The organism is Aneurinibacillus danicus, from assembly GCF_007991215.1.
In the GTDB taxonomy this organism is placed as follows: Bacteria; Bacillota; Bacilli; order Aneurinibacillales; family Aneurinibacillaceae; genus Aneurinibacillus; species Aneurinibacillus danicus.
The window spans coordinates 1-16,609 of the sequence record NZ_BJXX01000090.1 but is presented as its reverse complement, the minus strand read 5'-3'; the positions used below and the strand labels follow the sequence as shown (position 1 = coordinate 16,609).

14 protein-coding genes are annotated in these 16,609 nt (G+C 46.2%); 7 read left to right on the top strand and 7 right to left on the bottom strand.

Annotated features, from left to right (window positions below; genetic code table 11):
• Window positions 1-511 precede the first annotated feature (511 nt).
• The 7 genes from gyrA to dnaA form a co-directional block, all read right to left on the bottom strand.
• Window positions 512-3,049 (bottom strand): DNA gyrase subunit A, encoded by a 2,538-nt coding sequence (gene gyrA, locus ADA01nite_RS10760; RefSeq protein ID WP_146809971.1) that lies wholly within the window; start codon window positions 3,047-3,049, stop codon window positions 512-514.
• A 142-nt stretch (window positions 3,050-3,191) separates the two neighbouring features.
• Window positions 3,192-5,105, bottom strand: a complete 1,914-nt coding sequence (gene gyrB / locus ADA01nite_RS10755) for a DNA topoisomerase (ATP-hydrolyzing) subunit B (protein ID WP_146809970.1) — start codon at window positions 5,103-5,105, stop codon at window positions 3,192-3,194.
• Window positions 5,106-5,112: 7 nt separating this feature from the next.
• Window positions 5,113-5,361: an extracellular matrix regulator RemB gene (remB, locus tag ADA01nite_RS10750; RefSeq protein ID WP_146809969.1), complete on the bottom strand. Its 249-nt coding sequence runs from the start codon at window positions 5,359-5,361 to the stop codon at window positions 5,113-5,115.
• 11 nt (window positions 5,362-5,372) lie between these two features.
• Window positions 5,373-6,488, bottom strand: coding sequence for a DNA replication/repair protein RecF (gene recF, locus ADA01nite_RS10745; RefSeq protein ID WP_146809968.1), 1,116 nt, complete (start codon window positions 6,486-6,488; stop codon window positions 5,373-5,375).
• Between the two features lie 55 nt (window positions 6,489-6,543).
• Window positions 6,544-6,774: a S4 domain-containing protein YaaA gene (gene yaaA, locus ADA01nite_RS10740; protein ID WP_146809967.1), complete on the bottom strand. Its 231-nt coding sequence runs from the start codon at window positions 6,772-6,774 to the stop codon at window positions 6,544-6,546.
• A 16-nt stretch (window positions 6,775-6,790) separates the two neighbouring features.
• Window positions 6,791-7,933, bottom strand: a complete 1,143-nt coding sequence (gene dnaN, locus ADA01nite_RS10735) for a DNA polymerase III subunit beta (protein ID WP_146809966.1) — start codon at window positions 7,931-7,933, stop codon at window positions 6,791-6,793.
• Between the two features lie 209 nt (window positions 7,934-8,142).
• The gene (gene dnaA / locus ADA01nite_RS10730; protein ID WP_146809965.1) at window positions 8,143-9,504 is read right to left on the bottom strand and encodes a chromosomal replication initiator protein DnaA; all 1,362 of its coding nucleotides are present in this window, start codon (window positions 9,502-9,504) and stop codon (window positions 8,143-8,145) included.
• Window positions 9,505-10,079: 575 nt separating this feature from the next.
• Between dnaA and rpmH the strand changes: the two genes are divergently transcribed.
• The 7 genes from rpmH (at window position 10,080) to rsmG (ending at window position 16,469) form a co-directional block, all read left to right on the top strand.
• On the top strand, window positions 10,080-10,214 hold the full coding sequence (rpmH, locus tag ADA01nite_RS10725; RefSeq protein ID WP_146809964.1) for a 50S ribosomal protein L34: 135 nt from the start codon (window positions 10,080-10,082) through the stop codon (window positions 10,212-10,214).
• An 88-nt stretch (window positions 10,215-10,302) separates the two neighbouring features.
• Window positions 10,303-10,671, top strand: coding sequence for a ribonuclease P protein component (gene rnpA, locus ADA01nite_RS10720; protein WP_146809963.1), 369 nt, complete (start codon window positions 10,303-10,305; stop codon window positions 10,669-10,671).
• A 79-nt stretch (window positions 10,672-10,750) separates the two neighbouring features.
• On the top strand, window positions 10,751-11,545 hold the full coding sequence (gene yidC / locus ADA01nite_RS10715) for a membrane protein insertase YidC (RefSeq protein ID WP_146809962.1): 795 nt from the start codon (window positions 10,751-10,753) through the stop codon (window positions 11,543-11,545).
• Window positions 11,542-12,300: an RNA-binding cell elongation regulator Jag/EloR gene (jag, locus tag ADA01nite_RS10710; protein ID WP_146809961.1), complete on the top strand. Its 759-nt coding sequence runs from the start codon at window positions 11,542-11,544 to the stop codon at window positions 12,298-12,300. Before yidC ends, jag begins: the two co-directional genes overlap by 4 nt.
• Window positions 12,301-12,444: 144 nt before the next feature.
• The gene (gene mnmE, locus ADA01nite_RS10705; RefSeq protein WP_146809960.1) at window positions 12,445-13,818 is read left to right on the top strand and encodes a tRNA uridine-5-carboxymethylaminomethyl(34) synthesis GTPase MnmE; all 1,374 of its coding nucleotides are present in this window, start codon (window positions 12,445-12,447) and stop codon (window positions 13,816-13,818) included.
• A gap of 41 nt (window positions 13,819-13,859) precedes the next feature.
• On the top strand, window positions 13,860-15,743 hold the full coding sequence (mnmG, locus tag ADA01nite_RS10700; protein ID WP_146809959.1) for a tRNA uridine-5-carboxymethylaminomethyl(34) synthesis enzyme MnmG: 1,884 nt from the start codon (window positions 13,860-13,862) through the stop codon (window positions 15,741-15,743).
• Window positions 15,744-15,752: 9 nt separating this feature from the next.
• Window positions 15,753-16,469, top strand: a complete 717-nt coding sequence (gene rsmG / locus ADA01nite_RS10695) for a 16S rRNA (guanine(527)-N(7))-methyltransferase RsmG (protein WP_146809958.1) — start codon at window positions 15,753-15,755, stop codon at window positions 16,467-16,469.
• The last annotated feature ends 140 nt before the right edge of the window (window positions 16,470-16,609 follow it).

Genomic DNA, 16,609 nt, shown 5'->3' with positions numbered 1-16,609 from the left:
CCCATTCTTACGTACATCACCGCGTTGTGTCGGTGACTTTTATATTTTATTACATTCAAAACAATATTGCAAGCATTTTTTTAAAGGTTTTATCCTTTTTATACATCGCTTTGAGCAAGTCAGCAGCGACAAAAAATAATATACTACGACTCCTTTATCGATGTCAACATATGAACTTCTCCCACCTACGCTTAGAGAAGGAGTTTCTTACCAATCCTATCGATGAAGCTTGTGCGCATCAGAAAATGTGCCTCTCACGCTCGATACGTAAGTAAGCAACAGCCATACGTTTTCCATATAGCTAGGTCGGACCGGCAAAACATCCGGGTACCTCAAGGTGGGAGACCACTGGTGGTCTTCGACTCCTTTAAGGGCCACACGCTCCACACGGAAAAAGCAGCGGTCGGCACATGTCTCACGGTTTTTTCCTCGCGTACAAATGGAGGGAAAGTATATATCGCTTTACCTTGAAAAAGGGCGGTACATTATCGTACTACCCTTTTCCCTCAAATCATTCTTTAAGTGTTTCCGGTTCTTTAAACATCTTGCTTTTTACTTCTTTGATTACATCTTCCGTATCCTCGATCTCTTCGGTCACTTCCACTTTAGCTACCGTAGCCACTTCTTCCTGATCACCGACACGAATCAACTTTACGCCCTGCGTGTTGCGACCCATAGAGGAAATATCTTTGACACAAAGACGAATAATAATACCTGCCGACGTTACCAGCATTAAATCGTTTTTCTCGCTCACCACTTTCAACCCTACAACAACACCGTTGCGCTGGGTTAAATGCAGTGTCTTGATTCCTTTTCCTCCCCGGGACTGGAACCGGTATGAAGAAAGCGGGGTCCGCTTACCGTATCCGCGCGATGTAACGATTAAGACATCAGCATCCTGTTCCGCGATATCCATATCGATAACGCAATCATCGTCGCTCAGATGAATGCCCTTGACCCCTGTTGCAGAGCGTCCCATAATGCGCACGTCTTTTTCCGAGAAGAGAATGGACATGCCTTTCTGGGTACCCATGATAATATTCTGGTCCCCATCTGTCAGTCGTACGCCGATAAGCTCGTCATCTTCCCGCAGGTTGATAGCAAAAAGACCAATGCGGCGAATATTGCTGAAAGATGCCAGGTCAGAACGTTTCACAATCCCCTGTTTGGTAGCAAAGAACAGATAATGATTGGCGGTAAACTCCTTGATCGGAATGACTGTCTGGATGTATTCACCTTGTTCAATTTGCAAAAGATTAATAATTGGGAGGCCTTTGGCCGTACGGCTTAATTCCGGAATTTCATACGCTTTTAAGCGGTACACCTTTCCCTTGTTTGTAAAAAATAAAAGATAATGATGGGAATTGGTTGTAATCAGATGCTGCACGAAATCATCCTCGCGTGTACCCATTCCCTGAACACCGCGCCCACCGCGTTTTTGTGCACGGTACGTATCCACCGGCAGTCGCTTGATATAACCGCGGTGAGTAAGGGTAATAACGACTTCTTCCTGCGGAATTAAATCTTCGTCTTCAATGTTGTCCATATCTACCGTGATTTCGGTACGGCGGTCATCTCCGTACTTTTCTCGGATCTCGGTCAACTCTTCGCTTACAATCGCCAGAATTTTGTTCTCGTCGCCAAGAATTGCGCGCAGCTCGGCGATTAACTTAGACAGTTCATTATACTCGTCCGTCAAGCGCTCGATAGATAGACCGGTTAAGGCCTGCAGACGCATATCAAGAATCGCATTCGCCTGCTCAAGTGTAAAGCCAAGGGGAACCTCCCGGCCTTTCATCGGAAACGATTCAGCCATTAAGAAACCACGAGCCTCTTCCCGATCTGAAGCGGAACGGATCGGACCTTCGCGGTCAACCAAATCGTCTACAATATCAATGGCTTTCAGCAAGCCTTCCACAATGTGGATTCTTGCTTCCGCTTTTCGTAAATCGTACTGTGTCCGCCGGCGAATGACCTCTTTTTGGTGTTCAAGGTAATAATAAAGCATCTGCTTCAAGTTTAAAATGCGCGGTTCGTTATTCACCAATGCGAGCATATTAATACCGAAGCTTGTCTGCATGGCGGTATGCTTGTACAGGTTGTTCAGCACCACCTGCGGACTTACGTCCCGACGCAGTTCAATGACAATACGCATTCCGTTACGGTCAGATTCATCACGCAAATCGGTGATGCCGTCCAGCTTCTTCTCGCGCACCAGCTCGGCAATCTTTTCAATCAGGCGTGCTTTGTTTACCTGATACGGAATTTCAGTTACAAGGATGCGCGCTTTGTTTCCGTGTTCCTCAATTTCCGCTTTGGCACGAATAATAACAGAACCGCGACCGGTTTCGTATGCGCGGCGAATGCCGCCACGCCCCATAATTAAAGCACCTGTTGGAAAGTCAGGACCCGTAATATGATCCATTAAATCACGGTTCGAGCAATCAGGATTCTCAATAAGAAGCAGAATCCCGTCGATAACTTCCCGCAAATTATGGGGAGGAATATTGGTTGCCATACCGACCGCAATTCCTGCTGCCCCATTTACGAGAAGGTGCGGCAAGCGAGCCGGCATAACCAACGGCTCCTGCTCATTTCCATCATAGTTCGGTCCAAAATCAATCGTATCTTTTCCGATATCGCGCATCAGCTCAGTTGCGATTTTTGACATTCGTGCTTCTGTATAACGCATGGCAGCCGCCGAATCACCGTCTACCGAACCGAAGTTTCCATGTCCGTCCACCAGCGGATAACGGTAGGAAAAATCCTGCGCCATCCGAACCATCGTCTCATATACCGCCGAATCACCGTGCGGATGGTATTTACCGATGACGTCCCCGACGATACGTGCCGATTTCTTGTATGGCTTATCGGGAGTGACTCCCATCTCGTTCATCGCAAACAAAATCCGACGGTGCACAGGCTTCAGACCATCACGAACATCCGGAAGAGCGCGACTCACGATTACGCTCATCGCATATTCGAGAAATGATTCTCGCATCTCCTGGTTTATATTAATATCAATAACGTTAGATTGTTGCTCGGCCATTAAACTACCTCCGTCGTTCAACGTTTATTAGGCCCACCCACGGCAGGTTGCAATCGTTTTGCCCATAATTTTCATTATACCATTTATCTCCCTTTACAAACAAAAATAAGCCTCCTTGACAGAGAAGAAGGCTTATTTTTTATTAAATATCGAGATTGCGAACTTTTTTCGCGTTCTCTTGAATGAAATCACGCCGCGGTTCCACTCGATCACCCATCAACATCTCGAAGATTTCATCGGCCTGCATCGCGTCTTCAAGCGCAACGCGGAGCAGCGTACGACTTTCCGGATCCATTGTCGTCTCCCACAACTGTTCCGGATTCATCTCGCCCAGACCTTTATAGCGCTGAATATTTGGTTCCGGACGATCTGGAGCCTCCGCCCGAATCCGGTTTAACTGAGCGTCGTTGTATGCATACCGCACAACCTTCCCCTGCTGGAACTTATACAGCGGCGGCTGGGCAATGTATACATAGCCATGTTCCACAAGCGGACGCATATACCGATAGAAGAAAGTTAGAAGCAAAGTACGGATATGCGCACCGTCCACATCGGCATCCGTCATGATAATAATCCGGTGGTAGCGGGCTTTGGAAATATCAAAGTCTTCTCCGATTCCTGTACCTAAAGCGGTAATAATCGCACGGATTTCCATATTGGAAAGGATTTTGTCCAGCCTTGCCTTCTCTACGTTTAAAATCTTACCCTTAAGCGGAAGAATCGCCTGAAACTTTCTGTCCCGTCCCTGCTTTGCCGAGCCGCCGGCGGAGTCACCCTCAACGATATACAGTTCGCTAATCGAAGCGTCCCGGCTTGAACAGTCGGCCAGCTTGCCCGGCAGAGAGCTGAATTCCAATGCATTCTTACGGCGTGTTAGCTCCCGCGCTTTCCGGGCAGCTTCCCGGGCCCTTGCCGCCATTAAAGATTTTTCAACGACCCTCTTCGCTTCCTGAGGATGCTCTTCGAGGTAAACAAAGAAATGTTCAGCGAACAACGACTCTGTTATCCCCCGTGCTTCACTGTTCCCCAGCTTCGTTTTCGTCTGGCCTTCGAATTGCGGGTCCGGAATTTTGACGCTGATAATTGCGGTCAGTCCTTCGCGCACATCGTCGCCGGTCAAGTTACCGTCTCTGTCTTTTAACAGATTGTGTTTGCGAGCGTAATCGTTAATTACCCGGGTCAGCGCACTCTTGAATCCGGACTCGTGCGTACCGCCTTCGTGTGTATGAATATTATTCGCATAAGAATAAATATTACTTGCGAACGAATCGTTATACTGCAAGGCGATTTCCACCATCAGGCCGTCTTTTTCCCCTTCGATGTAAATCGGTGGCTCATGCAGCTTCTCTTTATTTTTATTTAAATACTCTACAAAAGAACGAATGCCGCCTTCGTAGTAATACGTATCGGTTTTATTTTCTCGCTCGTCGTGCAGCGTAATCCGTACGCCGCGATTCAAAAACGCGAGCTCACGCAAACGTTTCTGCAGAATTTCATACTCGAATACGGTCGTCTCGGTGAAGATTTCCGGATCGGGCAAAAACGTTACTTTCGTCCCCGTATCCTCCGCTTCTCCGACGACTTTCAGTTCGTCAAGCGGCGCCCCGTAAGCAAAATGCTGCACATGACGTTTGCCGTTCCGTTTTACTTCCACGGTCAATGATTTGGACAGTGCATTTACGACCGAGACACCTACCCCGTGTAGACCGCCGGACACTTTATATCCTTCCCCGCCGAACTTACCGCCAGCGTGAAGCACAGTCAATACGGTTTCTACTGTCGATTTCCCGGTCTTCTCGTGGATTTCCGTCGGGATTCCCCGCCCATTGTCCGTGACAGACACGCTGTTATCCGGATGAACATAGATGTGAATATCATCACAATACCCGGCAAGCGCTTCGTCAATACTGTTATCCACAACCTCCCAGACAAGATGATGTAATCCGCGGATACTAGTGGAGCCAATATACATGCCCGGACGCTTCCGGACCGCTTCTAAACCTTCGAGAACCTGGATTTGGCTCGCTCCGTAATTGTTTTGTGTATTCTCTGCCATCTAAGCCTCACCTGCTTTCCAAGAAATTAGCACGACGCTTTAACGTCAGCGACGAAATCGGGGAGCAGTACACTTTATCTTTGGTTACTACGTATGATTTCGTCTGCTCACTGCCCAGGGTGATGATTCGGCCGTTCTCTTCCGCTTTCTGCAGAAATTGCCGGGTAATCTTAGAGGATTGTTTCATGTGGTAATCAAGAATCGCGATAACATCTTTGGCACGCACAACCATTTCACCGCCTAAATGAATAAACATACTCGTCCTCCTTATATGTCCCGTGTAATAGTACCCTGCTTTACCCGGTAAATGGCCGCCTGCTGCAGCGTCTGATGGTACAGTCCTTCTACGCCCGTCGTCGTCACAAACGTTTGTACCCGGTCTTTAATGTTGTGCAGAAGGTGTGACTGCCGGTCGGCATCCAGCTCTGACAGTACGTCATCTAAGAGAAGGAGAGGATACTCTCCCACTTCCTGATGAATCAATTCAATTTCCGCAAGCTTTAAAGAGAGTGCGGTTGTGCGCTGCTGTCCCTGCGATCCATACTGATGCACACTTGTGCCATTGATGAAAAAATGAATATCATCCCGGTGTGGTCCGGCCAGACTGGTACCGCGGGCAATTTCGCGATCCTTAATAGAGGTCAAGTGGCGGTAAGCAGCTTCTTCCGCTTCGCTTTCTGACATATCAGGCGTAACAGGAAGCGTGCTCTCATAAGAAAGGGTCAGCGTTTCTCTCCCCTGGGTGATTTGCGCGTGGATTTCCTGGCCCCATCTCTCCAGTTTATCCATGAAGCCAAAACGCTTGTTTAGCACTTTGGCTGCCAGATGCGCCATCTGCGCATTATAGATATCCAGCATGTCGCCGAATGGCTTACCCATCTGCAGTTCTTTCATTGCCAGATTGCGCTGTTGAATCAGCTTCTGATATTGCAAAATGTGGTACAAGTACGACTTGGATACCTGCCCGATTTCCATATCGAGAAAACGGCGTCGAATGACAGGACTCCCTTTGACAATACTTAAATCTTCCGGTGCAAACATAACCGCGTTGATAGCCCCGATATAATCGCTTAATCTCCGTTGCTCTAACTGGTTAATTTTCGCTTTCTTTCCCTTAGAAGTCAACTGAATATCGAGGTGTACCGGACCAGTCCGTCGATCTGCCCGGCAGGATAAGCGGGCAAACGGCTCTTCCCACTTGATAAGCTCTTTATCTTTGCTCGTCCGGTGCGATTTGGCCATCGCCAGTACATATATCGACTCCAGCATGTTGGTCTTCCCCTGCGCGTTCGGGCCGACGAATAAAACAATAGGAGCGTCGAAGTGTACTTGAACACGCTCAAAGTTTCTGTATTGTGCCAGTTCCAATTCTTTTAATATCAAACCGTCTTCCCTCCCGGCCCGCACGCTTTTCCATACGAATTAAGCATGCCGCTGGTTACTCATCGGTTTGACGCAAAACTTCATACGTACCGAATCCTTCTACGTAAACCGTATCTCCATTATACAATTTTTTGCCCCGGCGATTCTCGGCTTCTCCATTTACTTCGATATACGTTTCTGCAAGAAAAAATTTCGCCTGTCCGCCCGTATCGATTATCTCGGCTAGCTTTAAGAATTGGCCAAGGGGAATATATTCAGTCGTAATGGGGACTTGCCGTTTCTTCATAAACAACAACCCCTTTCTACTGGTTTGTTCTTACAGGCAGGATGAGGTGAAGCATCCAATCGTGCTCGGTAGGGCGGATAACAAACGGACTCATCGCTCCGGTAAATTCGATACGGATCTCGCTGCTGTCCACTGTCCGCAGCGCATCAATCATATATTTTGCATTAAACGAAATCTTTACATCCTCTCCATCAATCGATAAAGGAACCACTTCCTCTGTAACCTTGCCGACCTCCGGTGTGTTGGAAGAAATTTCAATCACACTGTCCGGGCGGGTAAACAGGCGAACTACATTATTTTTTCCGTCTTTTGCTAATAAGCTTGCCCGTTCAATCGCTCCGAGAAACTCTTTTGCCGGTAAAATCATTTCCGTTTTTATACTTTGCGGAATAATACGAGTCGTATCCGGATAAGTTCCATCCAGAATACGAGAGTAAAAAAGCACATGGCTTACCTTTACAAGAATCTGATTATCCGTAATAACCAAATCCACAAGCTGGTCGTCATCAGGCAAAATTTTATTTAACTCGGTCAGACTCTTACCCGGAATAACAATGTTGTCGAAATTTAAGCCTGCAGCTGATTCGACTGTCGCCTTTCTGGTAGTAAGGCGGTGGCTGTCCGTCGCCACAAATGAAAGTTGTCCATCTGTAAGGTTCCACATCACCCCGGTCAAAATCGGACGGGTCTCAGTGGTGGCTACTGCAAATACGGTTTGACGAATCATTGTCTTCAGCAAATCGGCAGGAAGACTGAGCACCTTATCTTCTTCGATTTGAGGCAGACGCGGGTAATCCTCCGCATTCATTCCGTTTAAGTTGAATTCTGATCGTCCGGAAGAAATGGTGGTTACGAAACGATCGTTTACAGAGATGGTGACCTGCTCGCCCGGCAATTTCCGCACGATTTCCCCGAAGAAGCGAGAAGGAAGCACAACGCTTCCCGGCGTAATATTCTCAATCCATTGATGTTCACCGGATTCGATCGGGACATATTGCTCAATAGAGATATCTGAATCGCTTGCGGTCAATGTAATGCCGTCTTCGTGGGCGACGATTTTAATCCCGGTAAGAATCGGAATTGTCGTTCTGGATGATACAGCTTTACTTACTGTATTAATCGCATTGGTCAGTTGGTCTCTTTGAATCGTAAACTTCATTGTGTCCCCCTTAGGCATTTTACTTATCATTTTATCATATACTTTTACTTTAATATTTTTTAAAACCCCAGTAATAGTAATAGGGGCAGTGGATATGTGAATAAGTTCTAAAGTAAAAAGAAATAAAGCCTATACACATGTGGATAACTTTGTGTACAGGCCTGGATGATTATTCACATTTATACACAGGGCGCAAACGCAAAAAAAAATTAACGTCCGCTTTTAATCGTATCAATAAGTTCCTGGATGGTTGTCTGCAGCTGGCGATCGCTCTGCAGGGCCTGTGTAATCTTTTCGTGAGCGTGAATAACCGTTGTATGGTCACGTCCTCCGAATTCCTCCCCGATTTTCGGCAGCGAGTAATCCGTAAGCTCTCTCGATAAGTACATCGCAATCTGGCGCGGGAATGCAACCGATTTCGTCCGTTTTTTCGCTTTAAAGTCTTCGAGTTTTAAATTGAAAAACTCTCCCACGACCTGCTGGATTACGGCAATGTTAATAATTCTTGGTTTATTGGAAGGAATGATATCTTTCAGCGCTTCCATCGCCAGCTCCGTATCAATGTCCCGGTTAATTAGAGATGAGTAGGCGACCACGCGAATTAATGCACCTTCCAGCTCACGAATATTCGTATCAATTTGATTCGCAATATAAACCATAACTTCGTTCGGGATTTCCAGATTTTCCGCTTTTGCCTTCTTTCGCAAAATCGCAATTCGCGTCTCTAAATCCGGCGGCTGGATATCTGTAATCAAGCCCCATTCAAAGCGAGAGCGTAGCCTGTCTTCGAGCGTCGGAATTTCTTTCGGCGGTCGGTCGCTTGAGATGACAATTTGCTTGCTCTCTTCATGCAATGCATTGAACGTATGGAAGAATTCTTCTTGCGTTTGTTCTTTACCGGCCAGAAATTGAATATCGTCAATCAGCAGAATATCGACATTTCGGTATTTATTGCGAAAGTTAACGGTCTGATTGTCTCGAATCGAATTAATAAACTCATTCGTAAACTTTTCAGAAGAAAGATAGACCACACGCGCATTTGGATTCTGCTCCAGAACATAGTGGCCGATTCCGTGCATAAGATGCGTCTTGCCAAGCCCTACGCCTCCATAAATAAAAAGCGGATTGTAAGCCTTTGCAGGTGCTTCGGCTACTGCAAGGGAAGCAGCGTGAGCAAAGCGGTTTCCGGCCCCAATAACAAATGTATCAAACGTATATTTGGGATTTAGCATCGTTTGCGGGTAGTCATCATGATAGGTGTTCCGCTTTTCGTTGGCAGTAGGAGCTCTGCTTACACTCTCATCATCCTGCTGGGAATTTGAGGTTGGAATTATGAATTTAATCGTAATCACTTTGCCGGTTACCTCATATAATGTTTCCGAAATCAATTCTGAATATCTAGATTCCAGCCAATCCCGAGTAAATTCGTTAGGTGCCGTAATCAAAAGAGTATTGTCGTCAAGCGACGTAGCTTTGGTTGATTTAAGCCATGTCTCAAAGCTTGGTTTGCTGATGCGGGTTTGTATATGTGAGAGCGTCGTGTCCCAGAGTTCTTTTACGTTGGTAACCATGTGTCTCCTCCCTTCTCCTTCCCATATTTCCGTCTTCCGGCGGACCGGAACGTGTTTATTTAAGAAGAAGTTTGTGTTGCATAATGGGCGGTAAGTATAAAAAATCGCTGTGGATAACCCGGTTATATTTTATATCAGGAAGAAAAAGCTTTTTCTACACCTCTTAAGAAAATCCCCAAGGGTGTGGATTTTCTTATCCACACCCAGTTAAAAATGTCCACAATTTTATCCACATATTGTGGATAATCCTCTGTTTTTCGTACAGTTATCCACTGGTTAAAACAAAATTATGATAGCAGATAAAGCCAACAACCGCAATGGTTTTTTCATACTTATCCACAAACTCTACAGGTTGTGCATATATCCTATCCACAACACTATATTTTGTGAATAACCAGTAAAGAAAATTGTAGATAATTCATCCCGGGAAATAATTTTATGCACATAAAGCTTGGGAAATAATAAAGTGTGGATAAAAAACATAAACTTGACAGGTAACTAGGAGGATATATATAATAATCAAGACTGTCTATAATATGATAATTGGATGGAACCTTCCCAAGGAGGTGGATATAATGAAACCGACTTTTAACCCGAACAACCGTAAACGTAAAAAAGTTCATGGCTTCCGCGCCCGCATGAGCACAAAGAACGGCCGCAAAGTTCTCGCTAGCCGTCGCAGAAAAGGAAGAAAAGTATTGTCAGCATAAGGCCACTTCTACAGTGGCCTTTTCTACCGTTTTAATTGGAACATAAAGCGGGAAAAGGAAAGAACAGCAGCAGTAAGGAGTGTGTCCTTTGTATCGCAAAAACCGTTTGCGAAAAAATGAAGAGTTCCAGGTTGTTTTTAAACAGGGCACTTCCGTTGCAAACCGACAGTTCGTCATCTATTCATTGAAAAAAGAAGGGCAGGAGGACTTCAGAGTAGGAGTTTCCGTCAGTAAGAAGATGGGGAACGCGGTAACGCGCAACCGGCTGCGGCGTGCAATTAAAGAAGCTATCCGCCTGCGTGCGGATGAAATTAAATCAAATCTAGACTTTATTGTTATTTGCCGCCTGCCAGCCGTTGACCTGGAGTTTCACCAATTCAAAGAAAGTCTGTATCATTGCATGAAAAAAGCTCAGTTATTCAAAGGAATGAAAAAGGAGAAAAATAGATCTTCATGACACTTGTTCAGAAAGTTTTCATTTTTTCTGTGTGCAAGTATAATAATTGAAAATACATACGTTGCAAGGAGGAATTTTCTTGCTTCCCAAGCGATTGAAAATAGCTTTGCTTTTTGCGTTAATCGCTGTATTTTCTGCGGGATGTACCGCTGCCAATCCCAATAATCCGCTGCCGATTAATCCGGATGGAGGGACTTGGGACAAGTTTTTTGTGTATCCACTTTCCTGGATGCTGCAAAAATCAGCGGACTTTGCCGGCGGAAGTTACGGCATTGCGATTCTAATTGTAACCGTACTCGTTCGTTTAGCGATTTTGCCGTTAATGGTAAAACAAATGAAAAGCAGCAAAAAAATGCAGGAGCTTCAGCCTGAGATGATAAAGCTGCGCGATAAGTATAAAAACGATCCGCAGCGTTATCAGCAAGAAATGATGAAGCTGTATCAGACGCACCAGATAAATCCGCTTTCCGGATGTCTGCCAATTTTAATTCAGATGCCGATCCTGCTCGCTTTTTACCATGCGATTATTCGCACTGGCGAGATTCGATCTCATGATTTTCTCTGGTTGCAGTTAGGAGAGAAGGATCCGTTCTTCATCCTGCCGATTATTGCGGCTGCCACGACGTATCTCCAGCAATGGATGATGATGCGGAATAGTCCGGCTATGGCGGATAATCCGCAGATGAAGATGATGCTGTATCTCATGCCGGTCATGATTTTGGTCATTTCCGTTACGCTTCCGTCCGCTCTGGCGCTGTACTGGGTATACGGAAACATCTTTACTATTATTCAAACTTATTTCCTTTACCGTGATACCGCTTCCGTACCCGCTAGCGGTAACACTCCTAAACCTAAAGGAGGAAAGAAAAAGTGAAAAAGGTGACGGCAACGGGAAAAACAGTAGAAGAAGCGATTCAGTCGGCATTACAGCAGCTTCAGGCTACGCGTGATATGGTCACATATCATATTTTGGAAGAGCCGAGCAAGGGATTCTTCGGCCTGATCGGTGTTCGTGATGCGAAAGTAGAAGTGATTCTGCAGGAACAGCCGAAGGAGAATGAAAGCGCCAGTGCTGTTACCGCAGAAGAATCGTCTGTAAGTGAACCTGTGCCTGAACCTGAAGCAACCGTTTCTTTCTTAGATGAAGAATCGGCAGAAGCACCGAAGCAGGCGACCAAAGTGGACGCAATCCGACAGGGGAAGGCGTTTCTTGAAGAGGTCCTGACAACCATGGGACTCAAGGTCGAAGTGGAGGAGCAGAAGCAGGATGACAATCCTGTGTTTAATATTAAAGGCAGCGGACTTGGTCTGATTATCGGCCGCCGCGGCCAAACACTCGATTCATTGCAATATCTGGTAAATGTAGTGGCGAATCGACATGCAGATAGACGTGTACGAATTGTGCTTGATGCTGAGAATTATCGGGAGAAGCGAAAAGAAGCGCTTGAGCAGCTGGCTGATCGCATGGCAGGCCAGGCCGCAAAAACCCGTAAACCGGTTCGTTTGGAACCAATGAATCCGGCGGAAAGAAAAATTATCCACAGCCGCCTGCAAAAGCATCCGAAAGTGGAGACGTTCAGCGAAGGAACGGAACCATATCGTCGAGTTGTCATTGCGCTCAAAAGATAAATAAAGAAGAGGGAACCTCTCTACAAAAACGGTAGAGAGGTTTTTTTGTGGATAATTTTGTTCTCAAACTTTGTTCGAGTATGGTATTCTATACATTTAGGGAAAGCTTTAAACAAAAACATGCTTTTGCGTGGTGATATAAATATGGATTTTGATACAATCGCGGCCATCGCTACTCCGCTTGGCGAAGGCGGAATCGCTATTATTCGCGTCAGCGGCCCGGATGCAGTCGAGGCTGTGGATAAGATATTTAAAGGTCGTAAGTCGTTATCCACTGTGGATAGCCACACGATTCACTATGGTCATCTTGTGGATGAAAGCGGTGAGGTGCTGGAGGAAGTTATGGTGTCCGTTATGCGGGCACCGCGTACGTTTACACGTGAAGACGTTGTCGAAGTGAACTGCCATGGCGGCATCGTTTCGGTAAAACGGGTATTGGATTTAGTTCTTGCACAGGGCGTACGCATGGCGGAGCCAGGTGAGTTTACGAAACGCGCTTTTCTTAACGGACGCATTGATTTGTCGCAAGCGGAAGCCGTTATTGACTTAATTCGTGCTAAAACGGATCGTGCGATGAAAGTGGCGGTCAATCAAGTTCAGGGCAAGCTGTCGAAACTTATCGGCCAGCTGCGTCATCAGCTTATTGAATTGATGGCGCATATCGAAGTTACTATCGATTATCCCGAACACGACGTGGATGAGGTTACAAGAAATTTGCTGTCCGAGAAAAGCCGCTGGGTTCAGGATGAGATCGGAAAACTATTGCGTACGGCCAAGCAGGGGAAAATTCTGCGTGAAGGACTTTCGACGGTGATTGTAGGCCGTCCGAACGTCGGGAAATCCTCGCTGCTCAATAGTCTTTTGCAGGAGGTCAAAGCAATTGTTACGGACATTCCAGGTACCACACGTGATATTATTGAAGAATATGTGAATGTCCGCGGTGTACCGCTGCGTTTGGTTGACACTGCCGGTATTCGTGAAACTGAAGATATTGTAGAACGAATCGGGGTGGAGCGGTCACGAGAAATGCTCAGCCAGGCCGATTTGGTGCTTCTTGTACTGAATTTCGGTGAAAAACTGACGGAAGAAGACCGTAACCTGCTTACAGTAGTAAAACCTATGAATGCAATTATTATTGTAAATAAAACCGACTTGCCGCAAAAGATCGATTTGGATGAAGTACGAAATTTGGCAGGTGACTTGCCGCTTGTAACCATTTCGGTCAAAGAAGAAAAAGGTATCGAGCAACTTGAAGAAGCAATCTCTTCTTTATTCTTTGCCGGGTCGGTACAGAGTGACGATTTAACATATGTAAGCAATGCTCGCCACATTCAGCTATTAAATGAAGCTCATAGAACGATAGGGGAAGCGATTGACGCGGTGGAGAGCGGCTTGCCTGTGGACATGGTGGCATTTGATATCCGCCGCACATGGGAACTGCTTGGTGAGGTTGTAGGAGACGCGGTAAGTGATGATTTGGTTAGTCAGATTTTTTCTCAATTTTGCCTTGGAAAATAAGAGAATACGCGAAAGGCCGCGTAGAGGAGGAAGTATAAAAAATGGGATACCAGGCAGGTACATTTGACGTGATTGTAGTCGGTGCCGGACATGCGGGAGTGGAATCGGCGCTCGCCGCGGCTCGCATGGGATGCTCGACACTATTGCTAACGATAAATCTCGATATGATCGCTTATATGCCATGCAACCCGTCCATCGGCGGACCGGCCAAAGGCCACGTAGTTCGCGAAATCGATGCATTGGGCGGCGAAATGGGCAAGAATATTGACAAGACTTATATCCAAATGCGAATGTTGAATACGGGGAAAGGCCCTGCTGTACATGCATTGCGTGCACAAGCAGATAAATTTCTGTATCAGCATACGATGAAACAAACGATTGAAAACACGGAAAACCTGACGTTGCGTCAGGGAATGGTCGAGCGTCTGATTGTGGAAGATGGCGTTTGCAAAGGCGTTATTACAAAAACAGGTGCGGAATACGCGGCGAAGGCTGTCGTACTAACAACCGGTACGTACCTTCGCGGAAAGATCATCATCGGCGATCTGCAGTACGAAAGCGGTCCAAATAATATGCAGCCGTCCGTTGAATTGTCCCATCATCTAAAAGAGCTCGGCTTTGAGCTGGTTCGCTTTAAAACCGGTACGCCGCCGCGTGTTCATAATAGCTCGATTGATTATAGCAAAACGGAAATCCAGCCGGGTGACGATGTTCCGCGTGCATTCTCTTATGAAACGACAGAATTCTTAACGGAGGAGCAGCTCCCATGCTGGTTAACCTATACGAATGAGAAAACGCATGAGATTATTAACAATAATCTGCACCGTGCGCCGATGTTCTCAGGCGTAATTGAGGGAACCGGACCGCGTTATTGTCCGTCCATCGAGGATAAAATCGTGCGTTTCAGTGACAAACCGCGCCATCAGATTTTCCTGGAGCCGGAAGGACGCAATACGGAAGAAGTATATGTCCAGGGACTGTCCACCAGTATGCCGGAAGAAGTGCAGCTAGAAATCCTGAAGACGATTGCCGGTCTGGAAAATGTAAGGATGATGCGTCCGGGCTATGCGATTGAATACGATTCAATCGTGCCAAATCAGCTGTGGCCGACGCTGGAAACGAAGCGAATTCAGGGATTGTATACGGCGGGCCAATTGAATGGAACATCAGGTTATGAAGAAGCGGCAGGTCAGGGGCTCATGGCGGGGATTAATGCGGCACTGAAAGTGCAGGGCAAAGAACCGCTCATCCTCGATCGTTCGCAAGCGTATATTGGTGTAATGATCGATGATCTCGTAACAAAAGGCACGAATGAGCCATACCGTCTGCTTACGTCCCGCGCCGAATATCGCCTGCTACTTCGTCATGACAATGCGGATATGCGCTTGACGGAAATCGGGTATGAGATCGGTTTAATCGGGGAAGAACGCTACCGGCGTTTTCTAAAGAAGAAAGAAGACATTGAAGCAGAAAAAGAACGCCTGAGAACGACAAAAGTAGGGCCGCGGCCGGAAGTGCAGCAAATGCTGCGCGAAGTTGGTTCCAAAGAGTTGGATAACGCAATTGATCTCTATTCTTTATTGAAGCGACCGGAAGTAACGTATAAGCATATCGCACAGCTTGCGCCTGCGGAGACGGAGATTCCGGAAGATGTGGCGGAACAGGTTGAGATTCAGATTAAATACGAAGGATACATTCGCAAGCAGATGCAGGACGTAGAACGTCTGAAGAAAATGGAGAAGAAAAAACTGCCGGAAGATCTTGATTATATGAGCATTCAGGGCTTGGCTATGGAAGCGCGTCAGAAGCTTGAGAAAGTCAAACCGCTGTCTATTGGGCAGGCGTCCCGTATCTCCGGTGTAACACCGGCAGACATCTCCGTGTTGCTTGTCTATTTGGAATCCTATCGGAAAGTCGCAAATTAGGAGAATCCTATGGATGCAATTACATTGCGGCAGATGGCCGAAGAGAGAGGAATTGCTCTTTCGGAAGAGCAGCTTGCGCAGTTTGAGAGGTACTATGAACTGCTTGTAGAATGGAACGAAAAAATGAATTTGACAGGGATTACAGAAAAACCGCAAGTGTACGAGAAACACTTCTATGACTCGATTACACCGGCTTTCTATTATGATTTCACGAACGTAAGGAACCTTATCGATGTTGGGTCAGGTGCAGGATTTCCCGGTATTCCGTTGAAAATTTGCTTTCCTGCGTTAAAAATTACAATTCTTGATTCTTTAAATAAAAGGCTTGTTTTTCTACAGGAAGTTGTAAGACAGCTTCGTTTGAAAGAAGTTGTGTTCCTCCATAGTCGCGCTGAAGACGCAGGGAGGGATAAGAAATACCGTGAACAATTCGACATAGCAACTGCAAGGGCTGTCGCACGGATGAATGTTCTGTCTGAACTATGTATACCTTTCGTTAAACCGGGTGGCGCTTTCCTGGTAATGAAAGGTGCAAACGTGGAAGAAGAACTGAATGAAGGAAAAAAAGCCATCAAAACATTGGGTGGGAAGACGGAGAAAGTAGAGACATTCGAGTTGCCGGAAGAGCGATCGGAACGAAACATTATTATCATCCGAAAGCAGCAAAAAACTCCCTCTGCATATCCGCGCAAAGCCGGTACCCCGGCTAAGAAACCAATTGTATAATAGAGAGAGAAGGCAGCTAATCAGGCTGCCTTTCTTTATGGTATAGGAAAGTATATTTCGCTTTACAGTGATAAAGTAAAATATACTTTCCCTCCATTAGTAAGTGAGAAAAAACTCGCGAGGCGTGTGCCAAACGTTAC

Coding starts and splice junctions, on each gene's coding strand:
- gyrA (WP_146809971.1), bottom strand. CDS start 3,049: ATGGCCGAGCAACAATCTAACGTTATTGATATTAATATAAACCAGGAG.
- gyrB (WP_146809970.1), bottom strand. CDS start 5,105: ATGGCAGAGAATACACAAAACAATTACGGAGCGAGCCAAATCCAGGTT.
- remB (WP_146809969.1), bottom strand. CDS start 5,361: ATGTTTATTCATTTAGGCGGTGAAATGGTTGTGCGTGCCAAAGATGTT.
- yaaA (WP_146809967.1), bottom strand. CDS start 6,774: ATGAAGAAACGGCAAGTCCCCATTACGACTGAATATATTCCCCTTGGC.
- dnaN (WP_146809966.1), bottom strand. CDS start 7,933: ATGAAGTTTACGATTCAAAGAGACCAACTGACCAATGCGATTAATACA.
- dnaA (WP_146809965.1), bottom strand. CDS start 9,504: ATGGTTACCAACGTAAAAGAACTCTGGGACACGACGCTCTCACATATA.
- rpmH (WP_146809964.1), top strand. CDS start 10,080: ATGAAACCGACTTTTAACCCGAACAACCGTAAACGTAAAAAAGTTCAT.
- mnmE (WP_146809960.1), top strand. CDS start 12,445: ATGGATTTTGATACAATCGCGGCCATCGCTACTCCGCTTGGCGAAGGC.
- mnmG (WP_146809959.1), top strand. CDS start 13,860: ATGGGATACCAGGCAGGTACATTTGACGTGATTGTAGTCGGTGCCGGA.
- rsmG (WP_146809958.1), top strand. CDS start 15,753: ATGGATGCAATTACATTGCGGCAGATGGCCGAAGAGAGAGGAATTGCT.